Below are 14,487 nucleotides of genomic sequence, written 5' to 3'. Positions count from 1 at the left end.
AAGGGGTACATCATGAAAGATTATTTAGTGAAAGCATTAGCTTTTAATGGTGAAGTACGTGCTTATAGTATTAAGTCAACAAACATTGTAAAAGAAGCGCAAGAGCGTCATGATACGTGGTCAAATGCTTCTGCAGCATTAGGTCGTACACTTACAGCAGGTGCAATGATGGGTGCGATGTTAAAAGGTGATGAGAAGTTAACTTTAAAAGTTGAAGGAAATGGTCCACTTGGTCATATCCTAGTTGATAGTAATGCAAAAGGTGAAGTACGTGGTTATGTAGCGAATCCTCATGTTCAAACTGAATTAAACAAACATGGGAAAATTGATGTTGCAAAAGCCGTTGGTACTGAAGGAACTGTTTCAGTTGTTAAAGATATTGGGATGAGAGATCCGTTTACAGGGGCAGTACCAATTGTCTCTGGTGAACTTGGAGAAGATTTCACTTATTATTTCGCGGTATCTGAACAAACTCCATCTTCTGTAGGTGTGGGTGTATTAGTTAATCCAGATCATTCAATCTTAGCTAGTGGTGGATTTATTATTCAAATCTTACCAGGTGCAAGTGATGAATGTATTACAAAAATAGAAAACCGTTTAAAGACAATTAAACCAGTTTCGAAACTAATTGAAGAAGGACTTTCACCAGAAGAAATTCTTTATGAAGTATTAGGTAAAGAGGAAGTTAAAATTTTAGAAACAATGGATGTAAAATTCCAATGCCAATGTTCAAGAGAGAGAATAGAAGGTGCTCTTTTAAGTATCGGTAAACAAGAATTGCAATTAATATTAGAAGAAGATGGCGAGGCGGAAGTGAAGTGTCATTTCTGTAATGAAGCATATCATTATTCTGAGGAACAATTAAAAGAATTAATTAACCAATTGTAGGTGAAAAATGCGGGAATTTGTCGAACTTTCTTTTCATAATTTACTATGAAAATCATACAAGTTATGTAAAGAAGAAAGTGTTTGACAGATTCTTTTCTTTTTAACATAATGTATATTAAACAGGTCAATATACTAGGGATTAGGAGTGAGAAAGAATGAAGGTTGCAAATTCAGTTTATGAATTAATCGGTCAGACTCCAATAGTTAAACTAAACAGATTAGTAGACGAGGACAGCGCGGATATTTACTTAAAATTAGAATTTATGAATCCAGGTAGTAGTGTGAAAGATCGTATTGCACTTGCTATGATTGAGGATTCTGAGAAAAAAGGTTTATTAAAACAAGGTGATACAATTATCGAACCAACAAGTGGAAATACGGGAATTGGTTTAGCGATGGTTGCAGCTGCAAAAGGCTATAAAACAATTTTAGTAATGCCAGAAACAATGAGTATTGAAAGACGCAATCTTTTACGTGCTTACGGTGCAGAATTAGTGTTAACTCCAGGTCCAGAAGGAATGGGAGGAGCTATTCGTAAAGCGGACGAACTTGCTAAAGAAAACGGATATTTTATGCCGCAACAATTTAAAAATGCTGCTAATCCAGAAGTACACCGTTTAACTACAGGTCCTGAAATTGTTGACCAAATGGGAGATCAACTTGATGCATTTATCTCAGGCGTAGGTACTGGTGGAACGATTTCAGGTGCGGGAGCTGTTTTAAAAGAAGCTTACCCAGGAATAAAAATTGTAGCAGTAGAACCTGAAGATTCTCCTGTTTTATCAGGTGGTAAACCAGGTCCACATAAAATTCAAGGTATTGGAGCGGGGTTTGTACCTGAAATTTTAAATACTGATATTTATGATGAAATCATTCAAATTAAAAATGATGTTGCAATGGAGACAGCTCGTAATGTTGCCAAAGAAGAAGGGATACTAGTAGGTATTTCATCTGGTGCTGCTATTAACGCTGCGTTGCAAGTTGCTAAAGAGCTTGGAAAAGGTAAAAAAGTATTAGCGATTATCCCTAGTAATGGTGAGCGTTATTTAAGTACAGCTTTATACCAATTTGAGTAAACTCTGATGTAAAATAGATCAATCGTTCGATCCCTTTGCTAAATATGGCAAGGGGATTTTTGTGTTTCCAAAAAATGCTTTGATGTATAGTTTTTGTTTTTTGTGTAAAATGAAAAAAGAAGCGCAATCAGAGGGGGATATTTACGTGAATTATGAAATCTTTTCAAAAGTAATCAATTATACGACACCTTTCTTTCGACACTTTGTACAAGAGGCAAAAGAAAAAAAGAATGCCGTGCTACTTGAAAGTGGTCGTGACGGGAGATATTCAATCATCGCATCAAATCCTGTTGCAAAAGTATATGGGAAGAATAATACATTAACAATAGAAGACTATTCGGGAACAAGCGAAATTAAAGGAAATCCAATCGACCTAGCTAAAAATTATTTAAGTAAATATACGGTTGAAAAAAAGAAAGACTTGCCACCGTTTCAAGGTGGGGCAATTGGTTATTTCACATACGACTGTAACCACTATATTGAAGATTTACCATCAATTGCTGAAGATGTATACAATATACCAGAACTTTATTTATTAATCTTCCATGAAATCGTTATTTTTGATCACCAAGAAAATCAAATCTACTTTATTGTGATAGAGGAGCCACAAAACGAACAAAAAGCTCTGAAACAGATTGAAGCGTTAGAAGAATTCTTCAAAAATGAAGTGGAAAAAATAGATTTAGCCAATATTACTTCGTCTGAAGAAATTGAGAAAACGATTTATATGTCTGAACAGAAGTTTACTGATGCTGTTGGAAAAGTAAAAGAATATATTAGTGCAGGGGACGTTTTCCAAGTAAACTTATCTGTTCTGCAGTCAGAGACATTGGTTACAGACCCGCTTTTTATATATGAGCAGCTTAGAGAAATTAATCCATCACCGTATATGTCTTATATAGACTTTGATGAATTCCAAATTGTGAGTTGTTCACCTGAATTACTAGTTGCAAAGCGTGATCAAGACGTTTGGACAAGACCAATTGCAGGTACTAGATCTCGTGGCAAAACAATTAAAGAAGAACAACGTTTAATGGATGAATTACGTTCAAATGAAAAAGAACAAGCTGAGCACATCATGCTTGTTGATTTAGAAAGAAATGACTTAGGAAAAGTATGTGAATATGGAACGGTTGAAGTTGATGAACTATTAGTGATTGAGAAATATTCACATGTAATGCATCTTGTATCAAATGTAAGAGGTGAATTGCAAAAGGATAGAGATGCGTTTGATTTATTAAAGGCTGTATTTCCAGGAGGAACAATTACTGGAGCACCAAAAATTCGAACAATGGAAATTATCGAAGAATTAGAGCCAACGAAACGTGGAATTTATACAGGTTCTGTTGGGTGGATTAGCTATACTGGTGATATGGAATTAAACATTACGATTCGAACGATGATAACAAAAGACCAACAAGCTTTTGTACAAGCAGGTGCCGGTATTGTTATTGACTCTAATCCAAATCATGAATATTTAGAAAGCCTTAAGAAAGCTCAAGCATTATGGACAGCTAAGAAAGTAAGTGAAGAAAAAGCTAAGTTAGGTGGGTATGAAAAATGATTTTAATGATCGATAATTATGATTCATTTACTTATAATCTCGTTCAATATTTAGGAGAACTTGGTGAAGAATTAGTTGTAAAGCGAAACGATGAAATTACTTTGACTGAAATCGAAGAATTAGCACCTTCATATTTAATGATTTCGCCAGGTCCATGTACTCCAAATGAGGCTGGAATTAGTTTAAAAGCAATTGAACACTTCGCTGGAAAAATTCCGATTTTAGGGGTTTGTTTAGGTCATCAATCAATTGCACAAGTATTTGGAGGAGATGTTGTCCGTGCTGAACGTTTAATGCATGGAAAGACATCATCCATTACTCACGAAGGATTAGGACTATTTAATGATCTCCCGTCACCAATTGACGTTACACGATATCATTCGTTAATCGTTAAAAAAGAAACGTTTCCTAGTGAACTTGAAATAACTGCCTGGACTGATGAAGGAGAAATAATGGCATTGAAACATAAAACTTTACCGATTGAGGGCGTACAATTTCATCCAGAATCAATCATGTCCCAATTTGGAAAAGAGATGCTTAGAAACTTTCTATTAGCATATCAGCCATCTAGGAGTACAGTATGAAAATCTACTATAATGGAGAATTCCTTAATGATCACGAAGTAAAAATATCTCCATTTGATCATGGATTTTTATATGGCTTAGGTGTATTTGAAACATTTCGGATTTATAATGGGCATCCGTTTTTGTTATTTGACCACTTAAAACGACTAAGAAAGTCGTTAAAAGAATTGAAGATTGAGTGGAATCTTCTTGATGAAGAGATTCAAACGATATTGAGGGAGCTAATTGAACGAAATGAAATAAAAGATGCATATATTCGTTTAAATATTTCAGCTGGTGAAGGAGAAATAGGTCTTTATACCGGTGAATATACGAATCCCAATACAATTATTTTTATTAAACCTATGCATGAGAGTAACATTGTGGAGAAAGAAGGGGTAATATTAAATACCCCTAGAAACTCCCCTGAAGGAAAACAACGATTAAAGTCTCATCATTATTTAAATAATATTATTGGAAAACGAGAGATTGGTAGCTCACCGAGTGTGGAAGGGATCTTTTTAACGAAAGAAGGATTTCTTTCAGAAGGGATTGTTTCAAATCTCTTTTTTATAAAACAAGATAAACTATATACACCCCATGTCGATACAGGTATTCTGAATGGCATAACAAGACAATTTGTTATCCAGTGGGCAAAATCTAAAAATATTTCTGTTGAAGAAGGGTTTTATAAAGAGGAAGACTTGTTGAATGCAGATGAAATCTTTATTTCAAATTCTATTCAAGAAATTATTCCAGTTACTACAATAGGTGAGCATTTCTTTAAAGTTAATCGTAATAGTCTAATGAAAGAATTACAAAAGGATTATCGATTTTACCGAGAATCTTTATTAAGTATGACTGAGATAGAAAGAAGTGAACAGAAATGAGAAGAGCAACAAAACCTTTAATTTGTGGAAATTACTCTCTACCAATCCAAAGTGAAACGATTGTTATGGGGATTTTAAATATAACACCTGATTCGTTTTCTGATGGTGGTCGATACAATGAAATTGATATAGCAATAGAACGTGCAAAGAAATTAATTGCAGATGGAGCAAAAATCATCGACGTAGGTGGTGAATCAACAAGACCAGGAGCCGCTAAAGTTGACATAGATGAAGAATTAAGAAGAGTTGTTCCTGTGATCAAAGCGTTATCAAATGAAATTGATGTGCCGATTTCAATTGATACATATAAATCCGAAGTAGCTAAACAGGCTGTCGAAGCAGGGGCTACAATTATTAATGACGTTTGGGGAGCGAAAAAAGATCCGAAAATTGCTGACGTGGCTGCTGCTTATAACGTTCCGATTTGTTTAATGCATAATAGAACAAATGAAAATTATTATAGCTTAATGAGTGACTTAGTATGTGACCTTGTAGAAAGTATTAATATTGCTAAGCGTGCAGGTGTTAAAGATGAAATGATTATTTTAGACCCTGGGATTGGATTTGCTAAATCAGCGCAGCAAAACTTAGAAGTATTAAATCAGATGGAACAAATTAAAGCATTAGATTATCCAGTGTTACTTGGTACTTCTCGAAAAAGATTTATTGGAGAGGTACTTGGTACGGAAGTGGATGAGCGTATGGAAGGAACAGGTGCAACAGTTTGTTTAGGTATTACGAAAGGCTGTGAAATTGTTCGAGTACACGATGTTTTGGCAATTTCAAGAATGACTAAAATGATGGACGCGATGTTAAAGATTGGAGTATAAAATGGATAAAATTTATGTAACTGGAATGAAATTTTATGGATACCACGGTGTCTTTAAAGAAGAAAAGAAACTTGGTCAGCGATTTAATGTTGATTTAATTGTCGAATTAGATACAAAAAAAGCAGGAGAAACAGATGATTTGGCGTATTCAGTTAGTTACGCAGATTTATTTAAAACCTGCGAAGAAGTAGTTCAAGGAAAGCCTTTTGATTTGGTTGAATCAGTAGCTGAAGAGATTGCTAAACAAATACTAAATACATATGAGTTAATACAACAATGTACGGTAAAAGTTATAAAACCTGATCCACCAATTCCTGGACATTATGACTTCGTAGCGGTTGAAATTACAAGAGGTCGCGTATGATGAATGAATCGTATATCAGTTTAGGAACGAATATTGGGGATCGAGAAGGATTTCTAACTAAAGCAATTAATGAATTAGCAAATCATTCGGAAATTCAAGTAGAACAAATTTCTTCTATATATGAAACAGACCCTGTTGGATACGTAGATCAAGATCCATTTTTAAATTTAGTTATAAAAATTTCTACCAATTTAACTCCACTACAATTACTTGAAGTCACACAAGGGATCGAACTAAGTCTTGGTAGAAAAAGGGAATTACGTTGGGGGCCAAGAACGATTGACCTTGACATTTTACTCTACAATCAAGAAAATATAGAAGTTGAGCACCTAAGAATACCGCACCCTAGAATGTTTGAAAGAAGCTTTGTTTTAATCCCTTTAAAAGAAATTAACCAATCAATTAAGGTTGAAAATAAACTGTTAGAGGATAAAGGAGTTCGTATATGGAAGCAGAAAAGTGGGGGAGACGGATTAGGGCTTTTAGAAAATTAAAAGGTTATACCCAAGAAGGTTTTGCGAAAAATCTAGGTGTTTCTGTTTCGGTTTTAGGTGAAGTAGAACGCGGTAATCGTATGCCATCTGAGCAATTTTTGCATGATTGTGCAAAACAGTTAAAAGTAAGTGTAGAGGAATTATCAATATAGATTTAAAGCGATGGAAGGAGTATGGGATGTGCTAAAAATTGGTGACATCGAGATGAAAAATCCCGTCGTATTAGCGCCGATGGCTGGAGTTTGTAACTCGGCTTTTCGATTAACTGTAAAAGAATTCGGTGCAGGTTTAGTATGTGCAGAAATGGTAAGTGACAAAGCTATTCTTCATAATAATAAAAGAACATTGGATATGCTTTACATGGATGAGCGTGAAAAACCATTAAGCTTACAAATTTTTGGTGGTGAAAAATCTTCACTAGTTGAAGCTGCTAAGTACGTAGACGAAAATACGAATGCAGATATTATTGATATTAATATGGGTTGTCCTGTTCCTAAGATTACAAAAGTGGACGCAGGCGCGAAATGGCTTTTAGACCCGAATAAAATTCATGAAATGGTCTATGCAGTTGCAAAGAACGTAAGTAAGCCTGTTACAGTTAAAATGCGCCTTGGTTGGGATGACGATCATATTTATGTAGTTGAAAATGCTAAAGCTGTTGAAGCAGCTGGTGGTAAAGCAGTTGCTATTCATGGTCGTACTCGTTATCAGATGTATGAAGGAAAATCTGATTGGAGCTGGATAAAAGAAGTTAAAAATCAGGTTTCAATCCCTGTAATTGGTAATGGTGATGTAGAGACTCCACAAGATGCTAAGCGTATGTTAGATGAAACTGGATGCGATGGCGTTATGATTGGGCGTGCAGCACTTGGGAATCCGTGGATGATTTATCGAACGGTTAAGTATTTGGAATCTGGTGTCTTAATGCCAGAACCAACACCTCGTGAAAAAATTGATGTGTGTTTATTGCATTTAGATCGATTAATTAACCTGAAAAATGAACATGTAGCTGTGATGGAAATGAGAAAACATGCTGCATGGTATTTAAAAGGTCTAAAAGGAACTGCAATCATACGCGATCAAATCAACGAAGCTAGCACTCGTTCTCAAATGGTTGAACTTTTAACTACGTATGTTGACGAGGTAGAAGCTAAAATGGAAGCTGCAAGCGTTTTGTAAGTTTGACAGGTTTCCCTTGACAAAATATAATAAGTTATAGTAAACAAAACTGCCAGAACGGAATACTGGCAGTTTTTCTATTAAAATCATATTGTATTTAAATACTTAATGAATAATAACGTGGAGTTGAGAAAATGAGTCACGAAGAATTAAACGATCAAGCCCTTATACGTAGGGAAAAGCTAAAAACACTTGAAGGAAAAGGTATCGATCCATTCGGTAAGAAATTTGTGCGCACACATTCTTCAAACGAATTATTAGCACAATACGATCAGTTTTCTAAAGAAGAATTAGAAGAAAAATCAATTGTTGTTTCATTTGCTGGCCGTGTGATGACAAAACGTGGTAAAGGTAAAGCTGGATTTGCTCATGTTCAAGATTTAAATGGACAAGTTCAAATTTACGTACGTAAAGATGCAGTAGGCGAAGAGCAATATGAAATCTTTGATCTTACTGATCTAGGTGATATTGTTGGTGTTACTGGTGAAGTGTTTAAAACAAATGTGGGGGAATTATCAATTAAAGTAAAAGAGTATACATTCCTTTCAAAAGCATTATTACCACTTCCAGATAAATTCCATGGTCTACAAGATGTTGAGCAACGTTATCGTCAAAGATATTTAGATTTAATGAATATGGATAGCCGCCAAACATTTATAACTCGTAGTAAGATCATTCAATCTATGAGACGTTATTTAGATAGTCAAGGATACTTAGAAGTAGAAACACCTATGTTACATGCAATCGCAGGTGGTGCATCTGCTAGACCGTTTATTACACACCACAATGCGCTTGATATGGAATTGTATATGCGAATTGCTATTGAGTTACACTTAAAACGATTAATCGTTGGTGGTTTAGAAAAGGTTTATGAAATTGGTCGTGTATTCCGTAATGAAGGAATTTCAACTCGTCATAACCCTGAGTTCACAATGATTGAGTTATATGAAGCTTATGCTGACTATGCAGACATTATGGAACTTACTGAAAACCTTATCGCACATATTGCGAAAGAAGTTTTAGGAACTACAACTATTCCTTACGGCGATTATACTGTAAACTTAGAGCCAAAATGGACTAGACTTCATATGGTAGATGCAATTAAAGAAGCGTGTGGCGTAGATTTCTGGCCAGAAATGTCAGTTGAACAAGCAAGAGAATTTGCTAAAGAGCATAATGTAGAAATTAACAATAATATGACTGTAGGTCATATTATTAACGAATTCTTCGAACAAAAAGTAGAAGAAACATTAATTCAACCTACATTTATTTATGGTCACCCAGTTGAAATTTCTCCATTAGCGAAGAAAAATGCTGAGGATCCACGATTTACTGATCGCTTTGAGTTATTTATTGTAGCGCGTGAACATGCAAATGCATTTACAGAGCTAAATGATCCAATTGATCAAAAACAACGTTTCGAAGCGCAACTTAAAGAGCGTGAGCTTGGAAATGATGAAGCCCATATGATGGATGATGATTATATTGAAGCATTAGAACACGGTATGCCTCCAACAGGTGGATTAGGAATTGGTATTGATCGACTAGTTATGTTATTAACTAACTCTCCTTCAATCCGTGATGTACTATTATTCCCGTTAATGAGACATAAATAATGAAATAAAAAGCTGGCTGAAAGAAATCTTTTAGCCAGCTTTTTTGTTTTCTTGAGGTTTTATAGTCTTTATGTATGATTTAAAATCTTTGAGGTTATGATTAATTTATTGAGAGAATTTAAAATAGATTATCTGAATAAAAAGAATTTAATTTTAGGTATTGTTTTTTAATCTTGTAGGTGTTATATTATTAAACGTTGTCACATTAAAACAAGTTGATGACGAAAAAAACATTTAAAAAAACGTTGACATCATCTGATGAAAAATGTTAAGATGTTTAAGTCGCCTCAGAGCGACAAAGTGAACTTTGAAAACTAAACAAAACATGAAGTAAACGTCAATTATTAGTTTTTTGAGCAATACAAGATTTAAACTTAACTTTTATGGAGAGTTTGATCCTGGCTCAGGACGAACGCTGGCGGCGTGCCTAATACATGCAAGTCGAGCGGACTAATTGGAGCTTGCTCCAATTAGTTAGCGGCGGACGGGTGAGTAACACGTGGGCAACCTACCTATAAGACTGGGATAACTTCGGGAAACCGGAGCTAATACCGGATGACACAAAGGAACTCCTGTTCCTTTGTTGAAAGATGGCTTCGGCTATCACTTATAGATGGGCCCGCGGCGCATTAGCTAGTTGGTGAGGTAACGGCTCACCAAGGCGACGATGCGTAGCCGACCTGAGAGGGTGATCGGCCACACTGGGACTGAGACACGGCCCAGACTCCTACGGGAGGCAGCAGTAGGGAATCTTCCGCAATGGACGAAAGTCTGACGGAGCAACGCCGCGTGAGCGATGAAGGCCTTCGGGTCGTAAAGCTCTGTTGTTAGGGAAGAACAAGTGCTAGTTGAATAAGCTGGCACCTTGACGGTACCTAACCAGAAAGCCACGGCTAACTACGTGCCAGCAGCCGCGGTAATACGTAGGTGGCAAGCGTTGTCCGGAATTATTGGGCGTAAAGCGCGCGCAGGCGGTTTCTTAAGTCTGATGTGAAAGCCCCCGGCTCAACCGGGGAGGGTCATTGGAAACTGGGAAACTTGAGTGCAGAAGAGGAAAGTGGAATTCCAAGTGTAGCGGTGAAATGCGTAGAGATTTGGAGGAACACCAGTGGCGAAGGCGACTTTCTGGTCTGTAACTGACGCTGAGGCGCGAAAGCGTGGGGAGCAAACAGGATTAGATACCCTGGTAGTCCACGCTGTAAACGATGAGTGCTAAGTGTTAGAGGGTTTCCGCCCTTTAGTGCTGAAGTTAACGCATTAAGCACTCCGCCTGGGGAGTACGGTCGCAAGACTGAAACTCAAAGGAATTGACGGGGGCCCGCACAAGTGGTGGAGCATGTGGTTTAATTCGAAGCAACGCGAAGAACCTTACCAGGTCTTGACATCCTCTGACAACCCTAGAGATAGGGCTTTCCCTTCGGGGACAGAGTGACAGGTGGTGCATGGTTGTCGTCAGCTCGTGTCGTGAGATGTTGGGTTAAGTCCCGTGGATGCCTTGGCACTAGGAGTCGATGAAGGACGGGACTAACACCGATATGCTTCGGGGAGCTGTAAGTAAGCGGAGGAAGGTGGGGATGACGTCAAATCATCATGCCCCTTATGACCTGGGCTACACACGTGCTACAATGGATAGTACAAAGGGTTGCAAGACCGCGAGGTGGAGCTAATCCCATAAAACTATTCTCAGTTCGGATTGTAGGCTGCAACTCGCCTACATGAAGCCGGAATCACTAGTAATCGCGGATCAGCATGCCGCGGTGAATACGTTCCCGGGCCTTGTACACACCGCCCGTCACACCACGAGAGTTTGTAACACCCGAAGTCGGTGGGGTAACCTTTTAGGGGCCAGCCGCCTAAGGTGGGACAGATGATTGGGGTGAAGTCGTAACAAGGTAGCCGTATCGGAAGGTGCGGCTGGATCACCTCCTTTCTATGGAGACATCATGAACCGATGGTTCATGTATGAAAATGTTTCTTCATTGTTTTGTTTAGTTTTGAGAGTTCACTCTCAATTTGTACCTTGAAAACTAGATAATGTCATTCATTAAACTGCGTAAGTTTAATTCAATTAGTTTTAAAATTAGTTAAGTTAGAAAGGGCGCACGGTGGATGCCTTGGCACTAGGAGTCGATGAAGGACGGGACTAACACCGATATGCTTCGGGGAGCTGTAAGTAAGCTTTGATCCGGAGATTTCCGAATGGGGGAACCCACTACTCGTAATGGAGTAGTATCTTTACCTGAATACATAGGGTACTGAGGACAGACCCAGGGAACTGAAACATCTAAGTACCTGGAGGAACAGAAAGCAAAAGCGATTTCCTGAGTAGCGGCGAGCGAAACGGAAGATAGCCCAAACCAAGAGGCTTGCCTCTTGGGGTTGTAGGACACTCTATACGGAGTTACAAAGGAACGGGGTAAATGAAGCGACCTGGAAAGGTCCGTCGAAGAAGGTAAAAACCCTGTAGTTGAAACCTCGTTCCCTCTTGAGTGGATCCTGAGTACGGCGGAACACGTGAAATTCCGTCGGAATCTGGGAGGACCATCTCCCAAGGCTAAATACTACCTAGTGACCGATAGTGAACCAGTACCGTGAGGGAAAGGTGAAAAGCACCCCGGAAGGGGAGTGAAAGAGAACCTGAAACCGTGTGCTTACAAATAGTCAGAGCTCGTTAACGAGTGATGGCGTGCCTTTTGTAGAATGAACCGGCGAGTTACGATCCCGTGCAAGGTTAAGTTGAAGAGACGGAGCCGCAGCGAAAGCGAGTCTGAATAGGGCGATATAGTACGTGGTCGTAGACCCGAAACCGAGTGATCTACCCATGTCCAGGATGAAGTTCAGGTAACACTGAATGGAGGTCCGAACCCACGCACGTTGAAAAGTGCGGGGATGAGGTGTGGGTAGCGGAGAAATTCCAATCGAACTCGGAGATAGCTGGTTCTCCCCGAAATAGCTTTAGGGCTAGCCTTATGTGTTAGAGTCTTGGAGGTAGAGCACTGATTGGACTAGGGGCCCCCAACGGGTTACCGAATTCAGTCAAACTCCGAATGCCAATGACTTATCCATAGGAGTCAGACTACGAGTGATAAGATCCGTGGTCAAGAGGGAAACAGCCCAGACCGCCAGCTAAGGTCCCAAAGTATACGTTAAGTGGAAAAGGATGTGGAGTTGCTTAGACAACCAGGATGTTGGCTTAGAAGCAGCCACCATTTAAAGAGTGCGTAATAGCTCACTGGTCGAGTGACTCTGCGCCGAAAATGTAACGGGGCTAAACGTATCACCGAAGCTGCGGATTGATACCGTATGGTATCAGTGGTAGGGGAGCGTTCTAAGGGCGTTGAAGCTAGATCGTAAGGACTGGTGGAGCGCTTAGAAGTGAGAATGCCGGTATGAGTAGCGAAAGACGGGTGAGAATCCCGTCCACCGTATGCCTAAGGTTTCCTGGGGAAGGCTCGTCCTCCCAGGGTTAGTCAGGACCTAAGCCGAGGCCGACAGGCGTAGGCGATGGACAACAGGTTGATATTCCTGTACCACCTCATTTCCGTTTGAGCGATGGAGGGACGCAGAAAGATAGGGTAAGCGCGCTGCTGGATATGCGCGTCCAAGCAATTAGGCTGATGTGTAGGCAAATCCGCACATCATAAGGCTGAGTTGTGATGGCGAGGGAAATATAGTACCGAAGTTCCTGATTCTACGCTGCCAAGAAAAGCTTCTAGCGAGGAAATAGGTGCCTGTACCGCAAACCGACACAGGTAGGCGAGGAGAGAATCCTAAGGTGAGCGAGAGAACTATGGTTAAGGAACTCGGCAAAATGACCCCGTAACTTCGGGAGAAGGGGTGCTCTTTTGGGTGTATGCCCGGGAGAGCCGCAGTGAAAAGGCCCAAGCGACTGTTTAGCAAAAACACAGGTCTCTGCGAAGCCGCAAGGCGAAGTATAGGGGCTGACGCCTGCCCGGTGCTGGAAGGTTAAGAGGAGGGGTTATCCCTTACGGGAGAAGCTCTGAATTGAAGCCCCAGTAAACGGCGGCCGTAACTATAACGGTCCTAAGGTAGCGAAATTCCTTGTCGGGTAAGTTCCGACCCGCACGAAAGGCGTAACGATTTGGGCACTGTCTCAACCATAGACTCGGTGAAATTATAGTACCTGTGAAGATGCAGGTTACCCGCGACAGGACGGAAAGACCCCGTGGAGCTTTACTGCAGCTTGATATTGAATTTTGGTACAGCTTGTACAGGATAGGTAGGAGCCTGAGAAGCCGGAGCGCCAGCTTCGGTGGAGGCGTCGGTGGGATACTACCCTGGCTGTATTGAAATTCTAACCTAGAGCCGTGATCCGGCTCGGAGACAGTGTCAGGTGGGCAGTTTGACTGGGGCGGTCGCCTCCTAAAGAGTAACGGAGGCGCCCAAAGGTTCCCTCAGAATGGTTGGAAATCATTCGAAGAGTGTAAAGGCATAAGGGAGCTTGACTGCGAGACCTACAAGTCGAGCAGGGACGAAAGTCGGGCTTAGTGATCCGGTGGTTCCGCATGGAAGGGCCATCGCTCAACGGATAAAAGCTACCCCGGGGATAACAGGCTTATCTCCCCCAAGAGTCCACATCGACGGGGAGGTTTGGCACCTCGATGTCGGCTCATCGCATCCTGGGGCTGTAGTCGGTCCCAAGGGTTGGGCTGTTCGCCCATTAAAGCGGTACGCGAGCTGGGTTCAGAACGTCGTGAGACAGTTCGGTCCCTATCCGTCGTGGGCGCAGGAAATTTGAGAGGAGCTGTCCTTAGTACGAGAGGACCGGGATGGACACACCGCTGGTGTACCAGTTGTTCTGCCAAGAGCATGGCTGGGTAGCTATGTGTGGAAGGGATAAGTGCTGAAAGCATCTAAGCATGAAGCCCCCCTCAAGATGAGATTTCCCATAGCGTTAAGCTAGTAAGACCCCTGAGAGACGATCAGGTTGATAGGTCAGAGGTGGAAGCGTGGTGACACGTGGAGCTGACTGATACTAATCGGTCGAGGACTTAACTAACAA

Annotated in this window: 11 protein-coding genes and 2 rRNA genes; all 13 read left to right on the top strand. The window is 40.2% G+C overall.

What is annotated here, in order from left to right; all coding sequences use genetic code 11:
- Positions 1-12 precede the first annotated feature (12 nt).
- The 13 genes from hslO (at position 13) to B7R67_RS01985 (ending at position 14,484) form a co-directional block, all read left to right on the top strand.
- A complete protein-coding gene (hslO, locus tag B7R67_RS02045) occupies positions 13-888 on the top strand; it encodes an Hsp33 family molecular chaperone HslO (protein WP_088067075.1) in 876 nt (291 codons plus the stop codon).
- A gap of 155 nt (positions 889-1,043) precedes the next feature.
- Positions 1,044-1,964 carry a cysteine synthase A gene (gene cysK / locus B7R67_RS02040; protein WP_088067073.1) on the top strand — a complete coding sequence of 307 codons (921 nt, stop codon included), beginning with the start codon at positions 1,044-1,046 and terminating at the stop codon, positions 1,962-1,964.
- Positions 1,965-2,109: 145 nt separating this feature from the next.
- Positions 2,110-3,528, top strand: coding sequence for an anthranilate synthase component I family protein (locus tag B7R67_RS02035; protein WP_235822061.1), 1,419 nt, complete (start codon positions 2,110-2,112; stop codon positions 3,526-3,528).
- Positions 3,525-4,112 carry an aminodeoxychorismate/anthranilate synthase component II gene (gene pabA, locus B7R67_RS02030; RefSeq protein ID WP_088067071.1) on the top strand — a complete coding sequence of 196 codons (588 nt, stop codon included), beginning with the start codon at positions 3,525-3,527 and terminating at the stop codon, positions 4,110-4,112. Before B7R67_RS02035 ends, pabA begins: the two co-directional genes overlap by 4 nt.
- Positions 4,109-4,981 (top strand): aminodeoxychorismate lyase, encoded by an 873-nt coding sequence (gene pabC, locus B7R67_RS02025; RefSeq protein ID WP_088067069.1) that lies wholly within the window; start codon positions 4,109-4,111, stop codon positions 4,979-4,981. The genes pabA and pabC overlap by 4 nt, the downstream gene beginning before the upstream one ends.
- On the top strand, positions 4,978-5,811 hold the full coding sequence (gene folP / locus B7R67_RS02020) for a dihydropteroate synthase (RefSeq protein ID WP_088067067.1): 834 nt from the start codon (positions 4,978-4,980) through the stop codon (positions 5,809-5,811). Before pabC ends, folP begins: the two co-directional genes overlap by 4 nt.
- 1 nt (position 5,812) lies before the next feature.
- Positions 5,813-6,175, top strand: a complete 363-nt coding sequence (gene folB, locus B7R67_RS02015; protein ID WP_088067065.1) for a dihydroneopterin aldolase — start codon at positions 5,813-5,815, stop codon at positions 6,173-6,175.
- Positions 6,172-6,669 carry a 2-amino-4-hydroxy-6-hydroxymethyldihydropteridine diphosphokinase gene (gene folK / locus B7R67_RS02010; protein ID WP_088067063.1) on the top strand — a complete coding sequence of 166 codons (498 nt, stop codon included), beginning with the start codon at positions 6,172-6,174 and terminating at the stop codon, positions 6,667-6,669. The genes folB and folK overlap by 4 nt, the downstream gene beginning before the upstream one ends.
- Positions 6,621-6,821: a helix-turn-helix domain-containing protein gene (locus B7R67_RS02005; RefSeq protein WP_088067061.1), complete on the top strand. Its 201-nt coding sequence runs from the start codon at positions 6,621-6,623 to the stop codon at positions 6,819-6,821. The genes folK and B7R67_RS02005 overlap by 49 nt, the downstream gene beginning before the upstream one ends.
- A gap of 28 nt (positions 6,822-6,849) precedes the next feature.
- Complete coding sequence (gene dusB / locus B7R67_RS02000; RefSeq protein WP_088067060.1) at positions 6,850-7,848, top strand: tRNA dihydrouridine synthase DusB; 999 nt, start codon at positions 6,850-6,852, stop codon at positions 7,846-7,848.
- Between the two features lie 134 nt (positions 7,849-7,982).
- Positions 7,983-9,464, top strand: coding sequence for a lysine--tRNA ligase (gene lysS, locus B7R67_RS01995; protein ID WP_088067058.1), 1,482 nt, complete (start codon positions 7,983-7,985; stop codon positions 9,462-9,464).
- A 380-nt stretch (positions 9,465-9,844) separates the two neighbouring features.
- Positions 9,845-11,394 (top strand): 16S ribosomal RNA (locus B7R67_RS01990).
- Between the two features lie 152 nt (positions 11,395-11,546).
- Positions 11,547-14,484, top strand: a 23S ribosomal RNA gene (locus tag B7R67_RS01985).
- Together the 16S and 23S rRNA genes form the textbook arrangement of a ribosomal RNA operon.
- Positions 14,485-14,487 lie beyond the last annotated feature (3 nt).

The sequence above is a fragment of the Gottfriedia luciferensis genome, from assembly GCF_002156865.1.
Taxonomy (GTDB): Bacteria; Bacillota; Bacilli; order Bacillales; family Bacillaceae_G; genus Gottfriedia; species Gottfriedia luciferensis.
The sequence above is the reverse complement of the archived record's forward strand: the minus strand, read 5'-3'. Positions and strand labels throughout refer to the sequence as shown.